The sequence below is a fragment of the Enterobacter sp. JH25 genome, assembly GCF_021725435.1.
In the GTDB taxonomy this organism is placed as follows: domain Bacteria; phylum Pseudomonadota; class Gammaproteobacteria; order Enterobacterales; family Enterobacteriaceae; genus Enterobacter; species Enterobacter intestinihominis.
The window spans coordinates 2,585,838-2,609,762 of the sequence record NZ_CP091319.1 but is presented as its reverse complement, the minus strand read 5'-3'; the positions used below and the strand labels follow the sequence as shown (position 1 = coordinate 2,609,762).

Genomic DNA, 23,925 nt, shown 5'->3' with positions numbered 1-23,925 from the left:
AAGCTTAACCCCCAAACCCCGCCGTTCTCACCCCCGAGAGCGGCAGCGTTTGAGCGCTAATCATACCAGCAGGAATACGCCATGCGATTCACGATTATTTCTACGAAACCCGGTCATCAGCCGCCGCAAAGCAGCTGTGATTTTTATGCCCCGGGCGGCACCATTGGGCGCGGTACGGATAACAATCTGGTGCTGCCGGATAATGACCGCACCATCTCGCGTTTGCAGGCCATCGTTCACGTCGACGCCAGTGGCGAATGCCGCGTCACGAACCGCGGCAGCGTTACCCGCGTGGTACTGAATGATATCCCGCTGGAGCGTGGGCGTCAGGTTGAGCTTCAGGATGGGGATATTCTCGGTATTGATGATTATCGCATTGAAGTCAGCGAACTCATTCATGACACCCAGCCCGTAAGCCGCATGGCGGCCAGCATGCAGCAGGCGCGCCCAGCGGCGACACCTGCTCCGGCGGCACAACCGAAACCGGCCAGCGCCGCGCCTCGCGGAAAAGCTGAACCTACGGCCGTGCCGTCGGAAATCTGGGACAGCCTGATGCAGGAGTTCTCCATCTCCGACAGCATCTCCAGCAATCGGGCAAAGCCACAGCCCGCGGCCTCCCACGACCCGTTCTCCCAGCCTGCGGCCCCGGAGCGGAATGCCGAAGACCCGCTGGCGATGTTCAACGATGCCGATCCGTCGCTTGAACGTAAAAACGTGGACCCGGACACGCTGTTCAGCGATGAAGCGTTGTTTAAAAAAGAGAGCATCTTTGACGATGTCACCCCTTCAACGCTGGTACAGCCGGACGAAAGCAAACCTGCCCAGCCAAAGGAAGAGGCGTCGGACGAACTCGATCCGTTAGCCCTGTTTGGCGGGTCGGCGAGCGCACCTGCCGCGCGTCACGATGACCCCCTCGGCCTGATGGGCGGCGCGCCGTTAACCCATCCGGATGAAATCGTGGCAGATAAGCCGGAGCCAAAGCCTGAAGCGCAAACCGCACAGGAAGAGGATGCGCTTGCCAGCTCACCGCTGTTCGATCCGGAACCGACTGAACCACAGGACGCGCCGCGCGCGGAAGAGGAGCCCGCGCGTCCCGATTACGCTGGCTTCACCATGCCAACACCGCAGGCCGTGGCGCGCAGCAACGCGCAGGCGCCGAAAGGCCGCCTGCGTATCGACCCGGTTAAAAACGCTGCATCGCCTGCCGCCTCCGCGCAGACCGGCGAGCGGGGCGAGGTGCTTCAGGGCGAACTGCTGGAGGCGCTGCTGGAGGGCATGGGCCTGAGCGAAATGCAGCCGGTGCCGCAGTTTGACCGGGAAAATATGCGTCAGCTGGGGCAGATCCTGGGCATGTTCTCGCAGGGGACCGTGGCGCTGCTCTCCTCGCGCTCCATCCTCAAGCGTGGGGTGAAGGCTGATATGACCATGGTGCTCGACGATGCCAACAACCCGTTCAAGCTGCTGCCAACCGGTAAAACGGTCCTGATCCAGATGTTCGGCACGCCGATGCCGGGCTTTATGCCGCCGACCAAATCGGTGCGTGATGCGCTGATCGATCTGCAGGCGCACCAGCTGGGGATGATCTCCGGTATCCGTGCCATTATCGCCGCCATGCTGCAATCCTTTAACCCGGAACAGCTGGAAGAGCAGGCGAAACAGAACGGAATGACGTCACGCCTGGCGCTGCCGGGCAGCCGTAAAGCCGCGCTGTGGGATTATTTTGTTCGCAGCTATGGCGAGACGGCGGGCGAGATCGAGGACGACTTCCATACCCTGTTTGGCGAAGCCTTCCTCCATGCCTATGACATGGAGGTCAATCAGTACAAAGACTCACAAAGCGGATCGGAAGAAAAATGAATATCGCAACGGCTTCTCTCTCCCGCCAGGGGACGCGCGCCAGCAACCAGGATCAGACGGGAGAAACCATCGGGGAACGTTCAGCCTGCTTTGTCGTCTGTGACGGCATTGCGGGCCTGCCGGGCGGCGAGGTGGCCGCTGAGCTGGCCCGCAACAGCATTATTTCCCGCTTTGACGGCGACAAGCACCTGAATGCGCAGCATATTCGTGACTACGTCCAAACGGCGAACCGCACCATCCTCAGCGAACAACAGGCCGTGCAGGACTATCGCCGGATGGGTACCACGCTGGTCAGCCTGTTTATCGACAGGGATTACCGTCTGGCTTACTGGGCGCACGCTGGAGACAGCCGCCTGTACCTGTTTCGCCGCGGCTGGCTGTGGCACGTCACCACCGACCACAGCCTGGTGCAGCAGATGAAAGATGCCGGGCATCAGACCGACGATCTCAACAGCAACCTGCTGTATCTGGCGCTGGGTATTGAGAATGGCGGACCGGAAGCGAGCTACAGCGATGTCGTGCAGGTTGAAGACGGTGATGCGTTTTTACTCTGCACCGACGGTTTCTGGCACGGCGTCAGCGAAGAGCAGATGAAACAGTCGCTGCACATGGTCAATACGCCACAAGAGTGGCTGACCTTGATGAACCAAATCATTCAAAAGAATGCTGAACAGGAGGGCAAAGCTCAGGATAACTATACCGCCGTGGCGGTGTGGATGGGCAACCCTCAGGACACCACTTTGCTGCATACGCTCTCTGACGCAGCACAATTTCTTCCCTGCGGAACTGATTAGACACACAAGGATTGATATGAAACTTTGGCTATCGGGTTTGGCTCTTCTGACGGTGGCGACCACCGCACAGGCTGAAAACTTCCGCATCGTGCAGTCTCCTGCGCAGAAGCTGGATATCTGGATCGACAACATTAAAGATAATACGCCGCAAAGCTGGTGTAAGGCGGACGTGGCGCTGCGTATCGTGGCGAACGGCAAGAAAGAGGTTTCGGTGCTGGAAAACTTCGTACCGCGCCTTGGCTCGCTGCTGGAGCATCAGTGTAGCAAACTGAATACCCTGAACTGGACGCTTAACGATCCGGAAGGCACGGCGCTTGCCCGGGGCACAGCGGCTAAAGCGCAGGACTGGGCGCTGGTGGTGAAACAGCAGGAAACGGCGGCGGCAACGACCACCACCTCAGGCGCGCTGCTACCGCCTGACCAGAATCCGGAGACGCACACCGTGGCGGCAGATCGTACGCCATGGCAGGAGTTCACCCTTCAGGACGGTTGCCACCTGCGCACCTTCTGGGAGGGCGGTTCCTCCGCGCCAGCGCTGTTTATTCCCGATTCCGACACCACTCGCTGCGGCAACGGCAGCTGGCTCAGCGGCCACACCGTGGTGACGCAGAATCGTAACGGGACGCAGAAAGCGATTCCGGTCACCTACATTCACGGCTTCCCGGTGATGGGACTGAACAACGCGGTCGATCCTGAAAAGGCGCTGATTACCTCCGTTAACAAAGAGCGCATGGTCTTCAGCACCCCGAACAGCGATCAGAGCTGGATGATCCTGCCGTACGACAGCACCCTGAACGGCTGGAAGAGCAACGGCACGGTGGCGGTGGAAATCACCCGTGAGATCGCCAGCGACGACGCCAGACTCCAGGCGCGTATCGCAGAGGTGAAGAAGATCTGGAGCGCATGGATTACACCGGGCGCGGAGCTGAACGTTGTTCTGATTGACACGCTGCGTCCGCAGCTACGCGATCCGGCTGTGGGCGCCTGGCGCGCGGCGAATTAAGGAGGGGCTATGAATACGCTTTATCAACGTCTGGCGGGTGAGTCGATTAGCGACGCGCTGCTTCGCCTGGAAGCCGAAATCAAAGCTCGTCCGGCGGATGCCGATCTGCGCGCTGCGTTTGTGCAGTTTCTGATCCTCAGCGGCAACTGGGCGCGCGCCCTGACCCAGCTGAAAAGCTGGCTGGCGCTGAAGCCGCAGGCAAAACCAACCGTGACGCTGCTGGAGCAGGCCATTCAGGGTGAACAGCAGCGGGCGCGCGTGTTCGCGGGAGAGGTACGACCGGCAATGCCCGAGGCGCAGTGGCCGTGGCTGACGACGTTAGCCCAGGCGCTGACCGAAAGCGCAGGGCATGCGCAAACGCTGCGCCTGGCGGCACTCGAACAGGCCCCGGCAAGCCGCGGGCAGGTCACGCTGGAGAATGAAGAGAGCCACACCTTTGAATGGCTGATGGACGGCGATGCCCGTCTGGGGCCGGTGTGTGAAACCCTGGTCAACGGCCGCTATTTCTGGGTGCCGTTCTGCGCCATCGACACGATCCGTTTTCAGGCTCCGGCCAGCGTGACCGATCTGGTGTGGCGTCATGCGCTGGTCCGCCTCACGGACGGCACCGAGCAGGTGTGTCAGATCCCGGCGCGCTATCCGTTTGCTGACGGAGCGCCAGACAGCGTTAAGCTGGGGCGCACCACCGAGTGGCTTCCACTCGACGATGACGGCACCCTGTATGAAGGCATGGGGCAGAAAGCCTGGCTGAGCGAGCAAAGCGAAAGCCCGCTGCTCACCCTGAGCCTGGTGACGTTCGCCGCGGATGGCGCGGATGAGTAATCCCGCTGGCGAAGGCGATCTGCTGCGCAGCGGCTGGCAGGCCCGCAGCAGGCAGGAGAAAGTGGGGGCGCGCGACAAAATGCAGCCGTCACTGCTGGATCGCCTGACGGATAACGATCCGGAAAAAAAACGCGAGTCCGCCAACAGTAATCTGATTACACACGCCGCGCTGCGTCGTAACGTCCTGCGGGATTTACAGTGGTTGTTTAACACCATTAACCACGATGCCTCCAGCGATCTGAGTGGTCTGACGCAGGTGAGCCGTTCTGTCGTTAACTTTGGCGTCGCGCCGCTGGCGGGGAAAAGAATGTCCGATATCGAATGGCACGACATTCAGCGCAAGCTCACCGAAGCGATTATTAACTTTGAACCGCGGATCCTGCCGCAGGGGCTTCAGGTTCGCTGCGTGTCCGATACCTCCTCATTAGATCTGCACAACGTGCTGTCTATCGAAATCAAAGGCCGCCTGTGGTGCGTACCGTATCCGCTGGAGTTTCTCTTTCGCACCGACGTCGATCTTGAGAACGGCCATTTTGAACTGAAGGATGCGGGGTAATTATGGAAAGCAAACTGCTCGAATATTACAACCGTGAACTGGCCTATCTGCGCGAGATGGGCGCGGAGTTCGCCGAACGCTACCCAAAAGTGGCGGGGCGGCTCGGCATGCGCGGCATCGAAGTGGCGGATCCGTACATAGAGCGCCTGATGGAAGGTTTCGCCTTCCTGACCTCCCGCGTGCAGATGAAAATGGACGCCGAATTTCCACGCTTTTCACAGCGTATGCTGGAGATGATTGCGCCAAATTATCTGGCGCCTACGCCGTCGATGGCGATCGCTGAAATTCAGCCCGACAGCAGCCGGGGCGACCTGAGCAAAGGCTTTATTGTGCCGCGCGGCACCATGATGGACAGCCTGGCGCTGAAAAAAACCGGCGTTACGTGCAGCTATACCACGGCGCACGAGGTCAACCTGCTGCCGTTAAAAATTGAGCGGATCGAGCTGGGCGGCGTTCCCGCCGATCTGCCGCTGGCCCAGCTCGGCCTGAGCCAGCGGGGGATCAGCAGCGCCTTACGGATCCGCATTGCCTGCGATGGCCCGCAGCATCTCGGGCATCTGGATTTTGACCGCCTGGAGTTCTTCTTGAGCGGCCCGGACATCGAGGCGCTGAAGCTGATGGAGCTGGTGATGGAGCACCACGCGGGTATTGTCTGCCAGACGGTCAGCAAGCAGCCCCAGCGCCAGCTGCTGTCGTCTGACGCCCTGCGTCAGGAAGGCTTTGATGCGGATCAGGCGCTGCTCCCGGACGATCTGCGTAACTTCGACGGCTATCGCCTGTTGCAGGAGTACTTTGCGTTCCCGGCGCGTTTTCGCTTCATCAGCCTGAGCGGGCTGGGCAAGCTGATCCAGCGCTGCGAAGACGAAAAAGCGTTTGATATCTTCATTCTGCTCGACAAGAGCGACGATCAGCTGGAGCGCGTTGTGGATGCCAGCCACATGGCGCTGCACTGTACCCCGGTGATCAACCTGTTCCCGAAAGTGGCGGCCCGGCAGAAGCTGAGCGAAAGCCAGCATGAATACCATCTGGTGGTGGATAACATCCGCCCGCTGGATTATGAAATTTATGCTGTGAAAAAAATCTATGCCAGTGCGGATGGTCAGCGGGACGACCAGACGTTTCGTCCGTTCTGGAGTACCTGGAGCGGAGACGCGGGCAACTACGGCGCCTATTTTTCCCTGCGCCGTGAACAGCGCGTCCTCTCTGAACACGCGCTGCGCTACGGCACCCGCACGGGCTATATCGGCTCGGAGGTCTTCGTCTCGCTGGTGGATGCGCAGCACGCGCCGTGGCAGGAGAATTTGCGCTACATTTCCGCCGAGGTGCTGTGTACCAGCCGCGACCTGCCGCTGATGCTCCAGCAGGAGCTTGGGCAGTTTATTATGGCCGACTCCATGCCGGTGAAGGCGTTAACCCTGCGTAAAGGCCCGACGCCGCCGCGTCCGGCGCTGGCGGAAGGGTTCAGTACCTGGCGGCTCATCAGCCAGCTGCAAATGAACTACCTCAGCCTGATGGACAGCGAAAACGAAGAGGGCGCTGCCGCGCTGCGTCAGCTGTTAGGGCTGTACGCTAACCTCGCCGAGACGCCGGTTGCCCGTCAGGTGGATGGCGTTCGTCACTGCGTGCTGGAGCCGGTGCACCGCCGCGTGCCGGAACCCGGCCCGGTGGTGTTCGCCCGCGGGATCGGCATCACCCTGACGGTGGACGAACGCGCCTTTTCCGGTGCCAGCCCGTGGCTTTTCGGCAGCGTGCTGGAACGCCTTTTTGCCCGCCTGGTCTCCATCAACAGCTTTACGGAGTTCACGCTCAAGAGCCAGCAGCGCGGCGAAATTGGCTACTGGGCGCCGCGCATGGGTAAAAGGGCGCTGGTATGAGTGAAGTTGCCCCTGCAACGCTGCGCGTGCATCGCCTGACGCCGCTGCCCGATGCGTTCTGGCGCGGAGTGCGCGAGACGCCGTGGCGCTACGATCTGTTTCAGCTGTTAAGACGTATTGATGCCCAGGGCGGAGAACGTTACCCGCTGGGGCGCGCGCCGCTGCCTAAATTTGAGCCGCTGCGTATTGGTCAGCAGCCTTCAATGGGGTTTGCGCCGTCAACGGTTGCCGAGGTCCGGCAGCGGGAAGAGAACGGACTGCATGAGGTTTCCATTCTGAGCTTCGGCCTGTTTGGTCCTAACGGCCCACTGCCGGTGCACATGACCGAGTATGCCCGCGAGCGTATTCATCATCATCAGGATCACAGCCTCAGCGCGTTTGCCGACCTCTTTCACCACCGCCTGACGCTGCTGTTTTACCGCGCCTGGGCGGACGCGCAGCCTGCCGTTTCACTGGATCGCGACGACAACAGGCGCTTCGAAGGGTATCTTGCATCGCTGATTGGCATGGGTCAGCCCGGCCAGATGTCGAAAGGCAGCCTGAGCCCGCATGCCCGCTTTACTCACGCCGGTCACCTGACCCGCCATGGGCGGGACCCGGAAGGGCTGGAGAAGATCCTGCGCAACTATTTCAACATTCCGGTCAGGTTGGTGGCCAATGTACCGCAGTGGATGCCGCTCTCAACGCGGGAGCAGGCACAGCTGGGTGAGGGGCGTCGCCTGCCGCGCATGGGGGAGTCCGCTTTTCTCGGCATTGCGGTACGCGACGTGCAGCATAAATTTCGTCTTGAGATTGGCCCGTTGAGCGCAGACGAATACAACCGTTTTCTGCCGGGTGAAGGGTGGGTCACCGAGCTGCGCGACTGGGTGCGACAGTACGCCGGGGTGGAATTTGAATGGGAAACACGGGTGATCCTGCGCGCCGATGCGGTGCAGGGCACCACGCTCGGCAGCGCCGGGCGATTAGGGTACAACACCTGGCTGGGCCTTCAGCCTCAGCCTGTTCCGCGTGGCGATCTGGTGTATCGCGCAGAGCGATAATCCTTCCGTATACCGAATCATTGTTAATGGAAACTAACATGTCAGAAATTAGCCGTGCCGTGCTTTTCGGCAAACTGGATACGCTGTTATTTACCTCTCTGGAAAGCGCGACTGCCTTCTGTAAGCTGCGCGGCAACCCGTACGTTGAGCTGGTGCACTGGCTGCATCAGCTGATGCAGCAGCAGGATGGCGATCTGCAACAGGTCATCCGTCACTTCGCCCTTGATGAACAGCAGCTGACGCGCGATATCGTGGCGGCGCTGGATGCCCTGCCGCGTGGCGCGAGTTCCGTCTCTGACCTTTCCGAGCATATCGACAGCGCCGTCGAGCGCGCCTGGGTCTACGGCTCGCTGAAGTTTGGCGTCAGCCGCATCCGCGGCGGCCATTTGTTGATCGGCATACTGAAAACGTGGAATCTGGCTAACGTGCTGAAAAGTATTTCGGCGCAGTTCACCCGTCTTAACGTCGAGGTGCTGATCGAACAGTTCGACGCTATTTGCGCCAGCAGCAAAGAGAGCCAGCAGGCCGCCGCCGCTGCGGACGCAGCTGCCGGGGCAGTACCGGCTGCGCAGGGCACGCTGGCGCAGTATGGTCAGGATCTGACGGCGCGCGCCCGGGATGGGAAAATTGACCCGGTGGTGGGGCGCGATGAAGAGATCCGCCAGATGGTCGATATTCTGATGCGTCGTCGCCAGAACAACCCCCTGCTGACCGGGGAAGCTGGCGTCGGGAAAACGGCAGTGGTGGAAGGGCTGGCGCTGCGTATCGCTGACGGCGACGTGCCTGAGCCGCTGCAAAACGTTCAGCTGTGGCTGCTGGATATCGGCATGCTTCAGGCCGGAGCGGGCATGAAAGGGGAATTTGAGGCGCGCCTCCAGGCGCTGATTAACGAGGTGCAGTCCAGCGCCACGCCGATTATTCTGTTTATCGATGAGATCCACACCCTGATTGGCGCTGGCGGCCAGCAGGGTACCGGCGATGCCGCTAACCTGCTCAAGCCTGCCCTGGCGCGTGGGCAACTGCGCACCATCGGCGCGACCACCTGGGCGGAATACAAAAAATACATTGAGAAAGATCCGGCGCTGACCCGCCGTTTCCAGACCGTACAGGTTCACGAGCCGGATGAAGCGAAAGCTGTATTGATGCTGCGCAGCACCGTGTCGCCGCTGGAAACTCATCATCAGGTTTTACTCCTCGACGAAGCGGTCAGCGCGGCGGTGAAACTGTCGCATCGCTATATTCCTGCGCGTCAGCTGCCGGATAAAGCGGTGGCGCTGCTGGATACCGCCTGCGCGCGCGTGGCCGTCAGCCAGAGCGCGCCGCCTGCCCAGCTGGAAGACTGCCTGCGTCATCTGGCGGCCCTGGACGTGGAGCTGGAGATTGCCGAACGTGAAGCGCGCGTGGGGGCGGGCGATCCGGCGCGCGTGGCGACATTAAGCGCCGAACGTGACGCGTTCGAAACCCAACGCGAGGCCCTGGCTCGTCGCTGGGAAGAAGAGCGCACGCGGGTGCAGGAAATTATCCGTCTGCGTGCCGCACTGTTTGCGGCGAGTGATGAGGATACGGCTGAACTGCGCGGCCAGCTGACAGAACAGCAGCAGGCGCTGAAGACCTTACAGGGTGACGAACCGCTGCTGTTTGCGGCGGTCGATGAAAACGTGGTGGCTGCGGTGGTCTCAGACTGGACCGGGATCCCGCTGGGCCGGATGGTGAAAAATGAGATCGACGCGGTGCTGAACCTGGCTGATACGCTGAACCAGCGGGTTATTGGTCAGCGTCACGGTCTGGATCTGATTGCCCGTCGGGTAAAAACCTCGCGGGCGAAGCTTGACGATCCGAACAAACCGGTCGGCGTATTTATGCTCTGCGGGCCGTCCGGCGTGGGCAAAACCGAAACCGCGCTGGCGCTGGCGGAGTCGCTTTACGGCGGCGAGCAGAACGTCATTACCATCAACATGAGTGAATTCCAGGAAGCGCACACCGTTTCGACGTTAAAAGGTGCGCCTCCGGGCTATGTGGGCTATGGTGAAGGCGGCGTCTTAACCGAGGCCGTGCGCCGCCGTCCCTACAGCGTGGTGCTGCTGGATGAAATTGAAAAAGCGCACCCGGACGTGCACGAGATCTTCTTCCAGGTCTTCGACAAGGGCTGGATGGAGGACGGTGAAGGGCGTCACATTGATTTCCGTAACACTATTATTATTCTGACCTCTAATGTCGGTACCGAGCTGATCGCAGCCATGTGCGCCGACCCGGAACTGATGCCGGATCCTGATGCGTTAAGTGGCGCCCTGCGCCAGCCGCTACTGGAGGTGTTCCCACCTGCGCTGCTGGGCCGCCTGCTGGTGGTGCCGTATTACCCTCTGAGCGACGAGATGCTGGGGCAGATTGTGCGTCTTCAGCTCAGGCGCATTCAGCGTCGTCTGGAAGAGAATCACAATATTATTTCTGAATTTGACGACAGCGTGGTCGAACAGATTGTTCAGCGCTGTACCGAGGTTGAGTCGGGCGGGCGTATGGTGGATGCGATTCTGACCAATACGTTGCTGCCTCAGATGAGCCAGATTTTACTTTCCGCCAGCCGCAGCGACGAGCAATACCGACGTCTGCATGTCACCTGCGAGCAGGGCGAGTTCCACTGTCAGTTTGCCGCGTAATAATCATCAAGAGAACTGTAAAAGATGACGGATAATGATAACAATCGGACTGTCCCAAACGCGCTCCCGGTCGGGTACCGTTTCAATGAGTTTGAGATAAAAGAGGTGATTGGCGGCGGCGGATTCGGCATCGTCTATCGCGCCTGGGATCACCAGCTCGAACGCACTATCGCTATCAAAGAGTTTATGCCTTCCTCCCTCGCCGTGCGCGGCGAGGATATGACGCTGGTGCTGCGCAGCGAGCGCTTCGGCAAAGCGTTTTCTGCCGGTCTGAATAGCTTCATTCAGGAAGCCCGCCTGCTGGCGCGCTTTAACCACCCGAACCTGCTGCACGTGCTGCGCTTCTGGGTGCAAAACGACACGGCCTATATGGGGACGCTGTTTTACAGCGGCACCACGCTGTCGCGTCTGCGCGAAGAGAAACCGGAGCTGATTAACGAGGCGTGGATCCGCCGCATGCTGCCAATGCTCTTCGGCGCCATCAAAACGATCCACGATGAGGGCTACCTGCACCGCGACATCTCGCTGGATAACATTCAGATTCAGGATAACGGCCTGCCGGTGCTGCTCGATTTCGGATCGGCGCGCCGCACCATCGGTAATCTCTCGGATGAGACGGAAACCATGCTGCGTCCGGGTTTTGCGCCTATCGAGCAGTATACCGACGACAATGAAAGCGAGCAGGGGCCGTGGACGGATATCTACGCGCTCGGCGCCGTATTGCGCACCCTCATCGTCGGCTCTCCGCCACCGGTCAGCGTGGTGCGTTCGATTCAGGACACCTGCAAACCACTGGTGGAGCTGATGCCGCAGGGGTATTCCATTCCGCTGCTTCAGGCCATCGACAAGGCGCTGGCGCTGCATATGGAAGACCGTCCGCAATCTATCGAGGAGTTTGCGGCGCTGATCGAGATGCCCGTCGCCGGTATCGACGAGGTGCTGACCGCGAAGAAGACCGGCACGATGCTGGTGCCGGTGGAAGAGGAGACATCTGCTTCCGCGCTGGACTGGCGACGTTACAAGCTTCCGGGGCTGGTGGCCGCGGGCGTGCTGGTTGGGGTGGTTGCCGGTGCGATGCTGTTCGGCGGCGGCAGCCAGGAAACGCCAGCGCAGACGGCGCAAACCCCTGCCGTGAGCCCTCCGGCTGAAAACTCCGCCGCAGCGGAAACCAGACCGGCAACGGCCGACGTGAGCGAGCCGGTAGCGCCACCTGCTACGGCGCAGCAGAGTGCGTCGCCTGTCGACGCCAGCCCGGTCGCGCTGGTCTATATCCGCATGCTTGATGGCGAGACGCTGAAGGTGAACGGCGAGCCGAAAGCGCTGCGTCCGGGCAATAACGGTTACGCATCGCTGAAACTGCCTGCAGGCGAGACCCGCATTGAACTGGAAGGCAATGGAAGAACGCGTACCCAGACGCTGGATATTGCGAAGCCAGGCACCTGGCTGGTGAATCCGTAAGCCTGCGGGTAACAGGACGGAGCGAATGTATAACATCAAGTTTGTCTATCTGTTCCACGAGAACGTCTCGCCAGCGCTGTTTGCGAAAATAATCCGCCCGTCCGTTGCCGGACAGTGGATTATGTCGGTTCCCGACCATTCGCTGCGCTCGCTCTTCACGCGCTACGATCTGCTGCGCACGATCACCGGTGCGAATCCTTATCAGTCCGGGCGCAATACCCGCACGCTGATCGCGCAGGATTTAGAGATGGGCAGAGTGGTTGCCATTGACGAAAGTTTTCGTGACTGGTCATCAGTAACGGAAATTTTTTATATCAACGCCAAAGGGCAACTCCAGGCTGCCTCGCTGGTCGGCCTGGGCTGGTATCCGGTGAGTACGATTGTTGACCGCTACGAAACCATGGTGAGAACGTACGGATCTCGCCCTGCGCCAACGGTACTGCCAAAACAGGTAGTGAAATCTAAAACGGCACAGGTGCCGGATGAACCTACTCCCGGCAAGGACGGTAAAACCTATGCCGGGCAGCTTCAGAAGATGACCAAAGCAGAACGCTGGCAGGCGCGTAAGGATCTGATTGCGAAGGGGAGCAATAGCCTTTATCCGGATGCCCAGATCGCCGCAAAACGTCTGGCAGCGAATAATATCGCGGTGGAAAAAGCGAAGCTTGCGGAAAATATTTATAAGACCGTGAACCCGCTCGAAACCACACCGGACGTGCCGGAGGGATGGACAGATATCAGTAATGACGATGCGCTGTTAGGAAAGTTCGGGCTGAACAAATCCATGCTCTTTGACGATGATACGTCCCCCAATTTTCTGGCGCGCGTCTATCAACCGAAGCCGGAAGTGTTTGGTGCAGATATGAACCCCACGCTGGTATTCAGGGGATCGCGCGAGCCTGGTTTCGCCTCTCTGTCTGAGAATGTCTCCTCTCTACTGACCAAAGGGGAACTGGCGCCGGTGGTAAACGGGGCTGACTGGTCGAATAACTTCTCACAGGGCATGGGTATGGCTTCAGATTATTATAAAAAGGCCGTGAGTATCGGTAAGGAGCTGGCAAGGTCAGGGCAGAATATTGATATTGCCGGTCATTCCCTTGGCGGTGGTCTCGCCTCTGCAACCTCTATGGGCAGCGGGAAAGCGGGGTGGACGTTTAACGCCGCCGGCCTCAATGCCGGAACCGTAGAAAAATACGGCGGTAAGATATTAGGCAGTACGGATAATATCCAGGCGTATCGGGTTGAAGGTGAACTGCTGACGAAGATTCAGGAAGTTAACCCCTGGGAAGATCTGAAAACGATGAAAGGGCATGTCCCTTCGTGGATCCTCAAAGAGGAAATCTCTGCGCTGAGCCCTAATGCTGCCGGAATACCCCATGATCTTCCCGGTGGAACCGGAAGCGCGCTGGACCGCCACGGAATTAATCAAGCGATTGATTGCATAGAGCAACAGAAGGATGAGGATATTTCGATAATCGGGAGTCGATTGTGAAAAAAGGGTTGATGGCTTTTGTCGCGTTATGTTTTTTATTCATGATTCAGGGGTGTAAGCAGGATATGGACCTTAATCCACAGGACTACTTCAGCGGCCAGCAGCTTGAACTGGCGAAAGCGATTGAGGAAGGCGACGTCGATGCGGTGAAGACGCTTGCGCCAGACAGCGACCTTAATCAACCAGGAAAGCAGGATATGACCCTGCTTTTCTGGGCCCTTGGCAACGCAATTAATGATAAAAAAACGTCGAGCCATTTAAAGGTGATTACGTTGCTAGTTAAGGATGGCGCAGATCCGCTCCAGCCTCGACCGCAGGGAAAAAGCAGTCCTGCTGAATTTGCCCTAAAGGGAGACAGTGCGGACTGGATCGACGCGATGTTGGACGGTGGCCTCTCACCCAACGTGAAAGATAAGGTTTTCCACGAACCGATCGTCTTCCAGTCGCTTAAAGCGAAAAATACAGAGACGCTGGAAGCCATGCTCGATCGCGGTGCTGACGTCAACTCAACCAACTCACTGGGTAAAACGCTGGTGTTTGATGCGCTGGATAACCAGGCTTACGATCATGTCTTGTTGCTGCTCGATCGGGGAGCGGATCCGTCAATTAAGGCCAAAAATGGCTGGTCGATGAGCAATGCGCTCGAGGACGCGCTGAATGGACTTGACCGAGGCAGTGAGCAATACGAGAAATTAAACGAAATAAAAGAGAAGCTCATCCAGAAGGGGGGCGAATGGCCACCCGCGCCGGTTAAGTGATTGCTCAACTGTCATGAACGCCAGAGATAAGGTTTTCGTTTTCTGGGGATGCATGGATGCCCTGGCCATTGTGCTCTATTGTGCCCAGTCCGTGCGACATGACAGAATCCCTTTTATTTCCGATATACACGCCTTCAGTACGGTTGTGAACACGCTGTCTGCTGGTGGGTATAGCGCTCTGGTTATTCTTTTCTTTATTCTCGATTTCTTGTTGTTGCTCTCTTTTATTGCCTCAGCATGGTGCTTCTTCGCCCGGAATTTATACGCGAGAAGACTGGCGCTCTACCAGGAAATACTGCGTCTGGTTGGATTTCGCTACTCAGTTTCCCTTTTTCCCCTGGTGTTAAGTTTCACGGGCGTGATGAATGTCTGGCTAAATGGCTTTTTGTTCTTTTTGTCAGAGTTTCTGAAAATCTATTCCCTGTGGATTTATAAATATGAAGGGGAATGGCCCCCGGTTAAAGAGTAAGACGGCCAACAACCAGAACATTCACGTTTAAAAAAACCTTGCGTTAAAAATACTCTCAGCATAAACCATTACGGAATAAAGATTATGCTCAACCGAATTACCGTTCAGCTCCCGGTTGAGGGGCTGCTTTTCTGGAAACTCTCCGGCCGCGAGGCGATGTCGGAGTCGTTCGCGCTGACGCTGACCCTGCTCGGCACGGATGCGCGCATTGACCGCAGCAGGCTGCTCGGTCAGCCGGTCACGGTGACCATCCCCACCCAGAACCTGCTTACCCCCCGCTATATCAACGGTAAGGTGACGCGCGTGGCGGTGAGCGCCGTGGAGCTGACGGGCACCCGCTATGCGGTCTACCAGCTGACGGTGGAGCCGGACCTGTGGCCGATGAAGCGCGACCGTAACCTGCGGATTTTCCAGGGCCAGACGGTACCACAGATTGTCAAAACCCTGCTGGGTGAGCATCAGGTTAACCTTGAAGACAAACTCACCGGCAGCTACCGGGTGTGGGACTACTGCGTGCAGTATCAGGAGTCGAGCCTGGACTTCATCAGCCGTCTGATGGAGCTGGAGGGGATTGCGTATCACTTCAGCCACGAAGCGGACAAGCACACCCTGGTACTGACCGACGCCGCGACGCAGCATCAGCCGTTCAGCGGCTATGAGGTCATTCCTTACCATCAGACGCCGTCCGGCGGCAGCACGGATGAAGAGGGCATCAGCCAGTGGGCGCTGGAGGACAGCGTGACGCCGGGGATTTACAGCCTCGACGACTACGACTTCCGCAAGCCGAACGCGTGGCTGTTCCAGGCGCAGCAGAACCCGGCGTCACCGAAACCGGGAAGCATCGACGTGTACGACTGGCCGGGGCGCTTTGTGGAGACAGGCCATGCGGAGTTCTACGCCCGTATCCGTCAGGAGCGCTGGCAGGTGGAGCATCAGCAGATTCAGGCGACGGCCACGGCGGCGGGCATTGCGCCGGGCCACATCTTTACCCTGACCAACGCGCCGTTCTTCAGCGACAACGGTGAGTATCTGGTGACGGCGACGGGTTACCACTTCGAGGAGAACCGATACGCGAGCGGCGAGGGGGAAACCATTCACCGCACCGATTTCACCGTTATCCCGGCGTCAGTGTCGTACCGTCCGGCGCAGAGCACGGCGTGGCCGCGTACCTACGGCCCGCAGACGGCGAAAGTCGTGGGGCCGCAGGGGGAGAGTATCTGGACGGACAAATATGGCCGTGTGAAGGTGAAGTTCCACTGGGACCGTCTGGCGAAGGGTGACGACACCAGCTCCTGCTGGGTGCGTGTCTCCAGCGCCTGGGCGGGCCAGGGCTACGGCGGGGTGCAGATCCCGCGCGTCGGCGATGAGGTGGTGGTGGACTTTATCAACGGTGACCCGGACCGACCGATTATCACCGGCCGCGTGTATAACGAAGCCAGCATGCCGCCGTGGGCGCTGCCGGCTGCGGCAACGCAGATGGGCTTTATGAGCCGCACGAAAGACGGTTCCGTGGACAACGCCAACGCCCTGCGCTTTGAGGACAAGGCGGGCGCAGAGCAGGTGTGGATCCAGGCCGAGCGTAATATGGACACCAGCGTTAAAAATGATGAAACGCACAGTGTCGGGGGGGCGCGCAGCCATTACGTGAAGAAAAATGAGCTGCATCGTGTTGAAGCGAACCAGATCCAGGCCGTGAAAGGCGGAACCGAGATCCTGACGGGAAAAGGCAAGCTGGATGCAGCGGTAGAGCAGTATGTCATTGCTTCCGGGACGAAGCTGCGGCTGGTCTCGGGTGAGAGTGCTATTGAGCTTAACGCTAACGGCAAAATTAACCTGATTGGCAAAGAATTTAACTTTTTCGTTGAGGGAGATGGGTATATCACCACGGGTGGTAAGCTGCATCTGAATACCTCGGGAACCAAGCCGGGCACAACGGCACCGGGATCGGGGCATAAAGGGGATATTGATGCGGCGGTGCAGGAGAAGTTTTCTCCAAATAAAAGTGCTAAGAATCCGGCTCCCGCAGTTTCAGCGCCAGCAGCATCCAGACCAAAACCAACAACAAAATTTGCAGCAGCTCCACCATTAAAAGGGAGTTACGTTTATCAAAATAATTCCTACAACTCTGATGTGATGCCCTTCAGTGAAGATGTAGTTAGGGAAATCAATAAGTCACCAACGCTTCAGACACAATTAAAAGATCTAAAAGATAAAGGGTGGGCTATTCAGCCGGGAGCCGCAGGAGGGGGGAGTTACGCTGATACAAATAACAAATTGATTGTCATGGACCCTGAACACATGGAGGATACAGCCACAACTGTGCAAACTCTGGCACATGAGGCAGGGCATGCAACTTATCCTGTTGCGGTAGATTCTTCGAGTAAGGAAAACTTCATCAACAGCCAGCTTATGGATGAAGGTGGAGCAACGCTGAATAACATTAAAATACAACGCGAGATCCTTGCAAACGGCGGTATTGATATTGATATAGCGGGAAGTGCCGAAAACCTAAAAGCATATAATTCTGCATATGATAAAATGGTGAGCGGTGAGTTATCTCGCATTGATGCAGCCAAAGCAATAGGAAAAGTGTATGGTAAAGGCGAAATAGCCTCAGGGACTAATTTAAATTATAATGATTACTATGGAGGATTCTATGGAAAGTAGGATGATTAAAGCTACATTCCTCATTGTTCTTCCACTATTTTCAGCATTTACCTATGCAGGGCATAATAAAATGAATCAAGATTCGTTGTGGCAAATGATCAAAGAAATGAAATCAGTGTGGGGTAAACAAGTTGAGGATGTCAGTAAACTGTTTAACCAACCGCTGATTAATAATACACAGGAGAAAGAAGACCGTTATACTTCAGCTCCCTTTACGTTAACTGATGGCACACGGATCAGCGATGTGGATGTTCGTTTATGGGGAAATGGCGATAACAGCGTATCTTTGGTTTCTTTCGTAATTAATCAACCATGTATTACTCTTGAACAAGTCAAATCTCATTTTCCAGATCTGAAATTGTCTAATATCCCTCGCGGAAACACGCCGGGACAATCAGTTGGATATCGCACTCCTACCGATGAACGCGGGCTGGCATGGGCATTTAGCTTTCCAGTTCTGAATCAGGAATGCCTGAGCAGGGTAGTTATGTCACGCTACGAACATTAAGTTGCGAGGCAACTTTACGGGCTGTGAAAGAAGATAATTATCAAACGGCCAATAATATCGCTGCCCCTAAAGTTTTTGCGGAAAAAAAAGAAAGTGCTAACGTTGTAATGATCTTGTCCCTCTGAGTCGCTAAGCAGTAATTAATATTGGCTGTATAAACTTTAGCGCTTTTAATCTTATTTTTCTAATATCATCCCGAGTTCACTTATGAAATACACCCTCCAGGAAGGTTCGTTTTCCCTTTTCCCTGCTGCCTGGCAGGATAACAGCATGAACATTATTCGCGATGACGAAAGCGGGTTATCTGTAGTGGTCAGCCGCGGCGTCATCCCGGATGGTAGCGATTACGAACAAGAGTTCCACCGTCAGTGGGAAGTCCTGCGCCCTCAGATGGGGGAGATCGCCCAGAGCGAATTTCAGCACGTAAAAGCCGGGCCAGACGGAAACATTAGCGGACTGGAAGTTGAGACCACCTTTGACCGTAACGGCCAGCGCCTGTGGCAAAAACAGCTGGCCGTGCAGACGCCGGGCAAACCGGTACTGATGATTTTTACCCTCTCGGCCTTAAAAGCCTTTACGGAAGAGGACGAGGCGCGCTGGAGCGCACTGAAGCAGAGTCTGACGCTAAACGACAACCGGAATGTGTAAGGCATGAGCGATAACAACGCGGCCCGTAAGGGCGACGAGATTATTCACTCCAGCATTTTTGCTGATATTACCAGCATTGTGGCGGAAGGCGCTGCCTATGCGGTGATTGGCGCGGCGGTGGGCGCGGCAGCGACCGTCGCGGCCCCACTGCTGGGAGCCGGGGCCGCAGCGGCAGGCGTGGCGGCAATTGGATCCAGCTGTCTGTTGAGCGGCATTATTGGTGGGGTTCTGGCGAACGTCGCGGGGATCACCGACGATATCAGCAATGCTGCTGAAGGGCTGGGCAACGCGCTTTTTCCGCCGTCGCCTGCGGGTAAGATCACCACCGGTTCAAATAACGTTCTCACCAACGCAATCCCCGCCGCGCGCGCGGCAGGCACGCTGACGCCCGCCGATACCCCTTCCCCTGAGCCGCAGTCGCCGGGCAGCTTTGCCGATTACGCGGGCATGCTGCTTTCCGCTGCCGGACAGTTCGGCAGCGAAATGTGGCAGCCGAGCGTGGCCTCTGCCGCTGCCGGGACCTCGCCGCTGGAAGAAGACAAGGTGGCGTGCGAGAAACACTCCGGGCCGCAGTATCTGGCGGAAGGCTCGAAAAGCGTCTTTATCAACGGGCAGCCCGCGGTGCGTGCAAAAGATCGCACCACCTGCGAAGGCACCGTTTCCGACGACGTCTCCCCGAACGTGATCATCGGCGGCGACACCCTCACGGTCCGCGATATTAAAAGCGGCAAAACGCCGGGCCTGGCGCTGGGGATGATTGCGCTCTCCCTGCTGCGCGGGCGTCCGGGCAAGATCCTGAAAAACATGCCCTGCGCGCTGGCTGCTGCCGGGGGCGGGATGCTGGCCGATATGGCCGTCAACGCCGTGTTCGGCTCCTCGCACCCGGTTCACGCCGCTACCGGCGTGAAGGTGCTGAATGACGACGACGAACTCGATTTCTCGCTGCCGGGGCGCTTTCCGCTACGCTGGCAACGCAGCTACAACAGCCTGACCACCCGCGAAGGGCTGTTTGGTCTGGGCTGGGCTACCACCTTTGACAGCTATCTGACGCTGGAAGAAAACAACGCCACCTGGTTCGATGAAACCGGGCGCGAGCTGAGCTTTGAACTGCCGCCGGTCGACCGCGCGTTTTACAGCATCAGCGAAGGCATTATCATCCGCCGCAATGAGAGCGGCGACGTGGCGATTGCCGACGATGACGGCGCGGTGTGGCGTCTGTATAAACCGACCCGCGCCAACCCAGCCATCCTGCGCCTGGCCTCCCTCAGCGACGAGTACGGCAACGCGTTGCTGACAGAATGGGATGAACACGGGCGGCTGGTCGGTCTGCACGATGAGCCGCGGGCGATCGATGTCACCCTGCGTTATGAAAATGAACGTTTCCCGCAGCGCGTTACCTCGGCGAGCCATTTTGACGGCAACCAGACATGGCCGCTGATGCAGTGGGGGTACGACGTGCGCGGCCAGCTGGCCAGCGCAACGGATGCCTCCGGCGTGGTAACCCGTGAATACCGTTATAACGATGATGGCCTGATGGTCTGGCACCGTCTGCCGGGCGGTCTGGAGAGTGAATACCGCTGGCAAAAATTCGACCACTGGCGCGTGGTGGAAAACCGCACCAGCACCGGCGATGGCTGTCGCTTTAGCTATGATCTAGCCGCCGGGCTGACGACCGTCGATCACTACGACGGCCAGACGCGAAAGCATTACTGGAACGCGCAAAACCTGATTGTTCGCTACGTTGACGAGCGCGGTGAGAACTGGCGCTACGAGTGGGATGACAACGAACTCCTCACGCGCCGCATCGATCCGCTCGGTAATGCCGTTACCTTCGTCTATGACGACATGGGTAACCGGGTGCAGGAGATCGACGCCGACGGCAATACCCGCACCACCACCTGGCTGGAGCACCGTGCGCTTCCGGCCTCCATCATCGAAGCCGACGGTAGCGCCACCCGTTTCCTGTATGACGAACATCACGGGCTGAAGTGCGTGGTGGATCCGATGGGGCAGACCACGCTGCTTCGTCGGGACGAGTTTGGTCAGGTCGTGGAAGAAGTTGATGCCGCCGGCAACAGCCGCTACCAGGAGTACAACGAGGCCGGGCAGATGGTGCGTGTTACGGACTGTTCGGGCCGTGTGACACAATACCGTTATCATCCGCTGGGCTGGCTGGTGGCTGAGATAAGCGCCGACGGCGAAGAGACGCGTTACCGCTACGACGCCGCGGGGCGTCCGGTGCAGCTTGACCGCCCGGAAGGCTGGACCGAGTCGCTCAAATGGAACGCGCGTGGCCTGCCGGTGAAGCATGCGGGCGCCGACGGGAAAGAGAGCGAGTTCAGATACGACGAGGCAGGACGCTTAACCGCCACCCGTAATACGCAGGGTGAAGAGGTGCGTCGCCGCTGGGACAGCCGCGGGCGTCTGATTGCCCTGGAAAACGAAAACGGCGAAGCGTATCAGTTCCGCTGGGGTGCGGACTCGCTGCTGCTGGAAGAGGTGGGGCTGGATGGCGTGGCCTCGCAGTATCGCTACGACGCCTGCGGGCGTACGATAGCGCGCACCTTTGCCGCCGGACATCCGGAGGCCATTACCCATGCCTTCGCCTGGAGCGCGAGCGGCCAGCTGGTCGCCCGCACCACGCCGGAATGGCAGACCCGCTACCATTACACCCCGTCCGGCCTTCTGAGCCGGATTGGACTGCATCCTGCGCTTTCAGCCGATGCCTGGAGCGCCGAAGCCGAGCAGGAGCTTGTGTTTGAGTATGACGCGCTTGGACGCGTCACGCGCGAAACGGGCGAACACGGAGAGCTGGCGTGGGAGTATGACGCCCTCGGTAACCGCACCTCCGTCACGCTGCCCGATGGCCGGGAGCTGAAACAATTCTACTACGGCAGCGGGCATTTGCTCAGCATTGCCCTTGATAAGCTGTCGGTCTCCGACTTTACCCGCGACGAACTCCATCGTGAAACCAGCCGTACGCAGGGGCTGCTGACCACCCGCAGCGAATACGACCGCCTTGGCCGACTGCATCGCCGGGACGTTTTTACCGGCAATGCCCAGCGCCCGTCGCCGCGCCGCTGGTCCCGCCGCTGGGATTACGACTATCGCAATAATCTTGTCCGCGAAGAGCGGGACGATAACCCGTTCAGCTGGTACCGCTGGCAGTACGACAGCGCAGGGCGCCTGCTCGTTCAGGACGGCACGCTGCCTGGTCAGGAGCAGTGGCGCTGGGATGCGGCCGGTAACCCGCTTGAGGGGGCTGCTGAGAAAGTCACGCACAACCGTCTGACGCAGCTCAACGGCATTCGCTGGCGTTATGACATCCATGGCCGCACCGTGGAGAAGGATAATGGCCAGACCCGCTGGCACTACCGCTACGACGGCGAGCACCGCCTGACGGAGGTCATCAGCCAGCCACGGGACCGCAACAGACCGCAGACGGAGGTCAGCTTCCGCTACGATCCGCTCGGGCGACGCATCAGCAAAACGCGCCGCCAGATGCTGGGCGGCCAGCCAACCGGTAAGCCTGTCACCACGCGGTTTGTCTGGGAAGGGTTCCGCCTGTTGCAGGAAGTGCACGGAGAAGTGCCGCTGACCTACGTCTACAGCGATCAGGACAGCTACGACCCGCTGGCGCGTATTGACGGCGTTGATGCCCCGGAAATCTTCTGGTTCCACTGTCAGCCCAACGGTACGCCGGAGCGGATGACGGATAGCGAAGGGCAGGTGCGCTGGGAAGGCGTTAACAGCGCCTGGGGCAAACTGCTGCGGGAAAGCGAGACGCAGATATCAGGATATTCCCAGAACCTGCGTATGCAGGGGCAATACCTGGATCGCGAGACAGGGCTGCACTACAATCTGTTCCGGTATTACGACCCGGACTGCGGACGGTTTACGCAGCAGGACCCGATAGGGCTGGCGGGGGGGATAAATCTTTACCAGTATGCGCCGAATGCGCTGGGGTGGTTGGATCCGTGGGGGTTGAGCCGTAAATGTAAGGATCCTTCTAAAGAAGCGACCCAATGGCAAGGCCCTAATAATAAAGATTATAAAGGAATCGACAGTTACTCTAACAGAACACTTAAAAAAGGAACAATCCTCTATGCATTACATCCAAATGGTGATCAGTTACCTGCATATACCGTAACTCATCCTACAGTTAGGCAATATAAAGGTGATTCATTAGGATATCATGAGGCGTTACAGGTGAAACTTAATCCAGATTTCCCATTGCGAACAAAAGTTAGGGCATATTATGTTTCTGAAGATATATTTGTTGCTAATGGTCGTGCTAATGCGAATCCGCTATACGGGAAAGGTGGAGGGATGCAATTTTATATACCTGAAGAAGCACGTGGTAAATTAATTCCTGGTAAAGTGATAGATATATGAAAAAAATGACATTAGATTTTAAAGATGGAATCGTTAAAATTGATGGCTACACTGTTGAACTTAGTTCTTTTGAAAATTTTACTTCTTCTGAATTTTACAAAACCCATTCTGAATTCACTAGGATAGGTAAGTTTTACTTTGCGAAAGATGATATTGAATGGGAAGGACAGAACTTTATTGTGGAGTTTAGACCAGCTGTTTTTTCATTCAATTCATCTCTTTTTCTTACAAGTAAAGATGGCAATTTTTATCAAACACTTAAAGATTGGGAGCTTAGAGCATCGTTAAAAAACCTTAAAGATGAAGAAAAACGATTGACAGACTGGATTCAAAATAAACTCTCGAAAAAGAAAATGGTAAAGATAAGCACCCCCCCTTATGGAGTTAAATGGAACTTTCAATGGGGTGAGCTAACAGTGCAATCAAATGAAAGATCTTTTGATTGCGGGATATATATAGAATGGAAAGATTAAAATCTACTATATATTGAGAATTATAGGGGAACGCAGCAGGCCCCAACAAGGGTTGCGGATCAACAATACCAGAGTTTTCAATCATGAAGCATTGTTCCATGGAAGACCTTGGAAACCCTAAAATTGAATCTGAAATTGCCTCCTTTGTTGAAGTTTCACGATGATAAAAAATACGTCGAGACTTAAGAACCATATCAAAAAAAACCGGCAAGCTCTACTTGAGCCAAAGCTCGAATGGGAGCTGGCCAACCGGTTCTCTGCCTGCATGTAAAGTCTATATTTTAATCTCGCGGATATGCTAAGGCAAAGAAATGGGGAGAGACAACATTGCGGACCCGTGGATCGGGTATAGACATGGCATCCTTAATCGAACTCGACATGGTCTGTTATGAGTTCAATCAATTCGAGGAAACGGATAAATATTTCAACGATACTTATAACTACGGCAAATACCATC

Annotated in this window: 17 protein-coding genes; all 17 read left to right on the top strand. The window is 57.4% G+C overall.

Annotated elements, in window-relative coordinates:
* Positions 1–81: 81 nt before the first annotated feature.
* The 17 genes from tagH (at position 82) to L2Y28_RS12460 (ending at position 23,468) form a co-directional block, all read left to right on the top strand.
* Entirely contained in the window at positions 82–1,857 is a 1,776-nt protein-coding gene (gene tagH / locus L2Y28_RS12540) for a type VI secretion system-associated FHA domain protein TagH (protein WP_022648407.1), read from the top strand.
* Positions 1,854–2,651, top strand: a complete 798-nt coding sequence (locus L2Y28_RS12535) for a PP2C family serine/threonine-protein phosphatase (protein ID WP_022648406.1) — start codon at positions 1,854–1,856, stop codon at positions 2,649–2,651. Before tagH ends, L2Y28_RS12535 begins: the two co-directional genes overlap by 4 nt.
* Positions 2,652–2,667: 16 nt before the next feature.
* Complete coding sequence (locus L2Y28_RS12530; protein WP_022648405.1) at positions 2,668–3,654, top strand: hypothetical protein; 987 nt, start codon at positions 2,668–2,670, stop codon at positions 3,652–3,654.
* Between the two features lie 9 nt (positions 3,655–3,663).
* A complete protein-coding gene (locus tag L2Y28_RS12525) occupies positions 3,664–4,476 on the top strand; it encodes a type VI secretion system accessory protein TagJ (protein ID WP_022648404.1) in 813 nt (270 codons plus the stop codon).
* Positions 4,469–5,032 carry a type VI secretion system baseplate subunit TssE gene (gene tssE, locus L2Y28_RS12520; RefSeq protein WP_015570336.1) on the top strand — a complete coding sequence of 188 codons (564 nt, stop codon included), beginning with the start codon at positions 4,469–4,471 and terminating at the stop codon, positions 5,030–5,032. Before L2Y28_RS12525 ends, tssE begins: the two co-directional genes overlap by 8 nt.
* 2 nt (positions 5,033–5,034) lie before the next feature.
* Entirely contained in the window at positions 5,035–6,906 is a 1,872-nt protein-coding gene (tssF, locus tag L2Y28_RS12515; protein ID WP_022648403.1) for a type VI secretion system baseplate subunit TssF, read from the top strand.
* On the top strand, positions 6,903–7,946 hold the full coding sequence (tssG, locus tag L2Y28_RS12510; protein WP_022648402.1) for a type VI secretion system baseplate subunit TssG: 1,044 nt from the start codon (positions 6,903–6,905) through the stop codon (positions 7,944–7,946). Before tssF ends, tssG begins: the two co-directional genes overlap by 4 nt.
* A gap of 38 nt (positions 7,947–7,984) precedes the next feature.
* The gene (gene tssH / locus L2Y28_RS12505; RefSeq protein WP_022648401.1) at positions 7,985–10,600 is read left to right on the top strand and encodes a type VI secretion system ATPase TssH; all 2,616 of its coding nucleotides are present in this window, start codon (positions 7,985–7,987) and stop codon (positions 10,598–10,600) included.
* Positions 10,601–10,624: 24 nt separating this feature from the next.
* On the top strand, positions 10,625–12,058 hold the full coding sequence (locus L2Y28_RS12500) for a serine/threonine-protein kinase (protein ID WP_022648400.1): 1,434 nt from the start codon (positions 10,625–10,627) through the stop codon (positions 12,056–12,058).
* 25 nt (positions 12,059–12,083) lie between these two features.
* The gene (locus L2Y28_RS12495) at positions 12,084–13,550 is read left to right on the top strand and encodes a hypothetical protein (RefSeq protein ID WP_022648399.1); all 1,467 of its coding nucleotides are present in this window, start codon (positions 12,084–12,086) and stop codon (positions 13,548–13,550) included.
* Between the two features lie 11 nt (positions 13,551–13,561).
* A complete protein-coding gene (locus L2Y28_RS12490; protein ID WP_032622457.1) occupies positions 13,562–14,308 on the top strand; it encodes an ankyrin repeat domain-containing protein in 747 nt (248 codons plus the stop codon).
* Between the two features lie 52 nt (positions 14,309–14,360).
* On the top strand, positions 14,361–14,777 hold the full coding sequence (locus tag L2Y28_RS12485) for a hypothetical protein (protein WP_022648397.1): 417 nt from the start codon (positions 14,361–14,363) through the stop codon (positions 14,775–14,777).
* A gap of 84 nt (positions 14,778–14,861) precedes the next feature.
* The gene (locus tag L2Y28_RS12480; protein WP_022648396.1) at positions 14,862–17,444 is read left to right on the top strand and encodes a type VI secretion system Vgr family protein; all 2,583 of its coding nucleotides are present in this window, start codon (positions 14,862–14,864) and stop codon (positions 17,442–17,444) included.
* Position 17,445: 1 nt separating this feature from the next.
* Positions 17,446–17,952, top strand: a complete 507-nt coding sequence (locus L2Y28_RS12475) for a hypothetical protein (RefSeq protein WP_227746611.1) — start codon at positions 17,446–17,448, stop codon at positions 17,950–17,952.
* Positions 17,953–18,159: 207 nt separating this feature from the next.
* Positions 18,160–18,600: a DcrB-related protein gene (locus L2Y28_RS12470; RefSeq protein ID WP_022648394.1), complete on the top strand. Its 441-nt coding sequence runs from the start codon at positions 18,160–18,162 to the stop codon at positions 18,598–18,600.
* Between the two features lie 3 nt (positions 18,601–18,603).
* Positions 18,604–22,995 carry an RHS repeat-associated core domain-containing protein gene (locus L2Y28_RS12465; protein ID WP_022648393.1) on the top strand — a complete coding sequence of 1,464 codons (4,392 nt, stop codon included), beginning with the start codon at positions 18,604–18,606 and terminating at the stop codon, positions 22,993–22,995.
* Complete coding sequence (locus tag L2Y28_RS12460; RefSeq protein ID WP_022648392.1) at positions 22,992–23,468, top strand: hypothetical protein; 477 nt, start codon at positions 22,992–22,994, stop codon at positions 23,466–23,468. Before L2Y28_RS12465 ends, L2Y28_RS12460 begins: the two co-directional genes overlap by 4 nt.
* Positions 23,469–23,925: the final 457 nt, after the last annotated feature.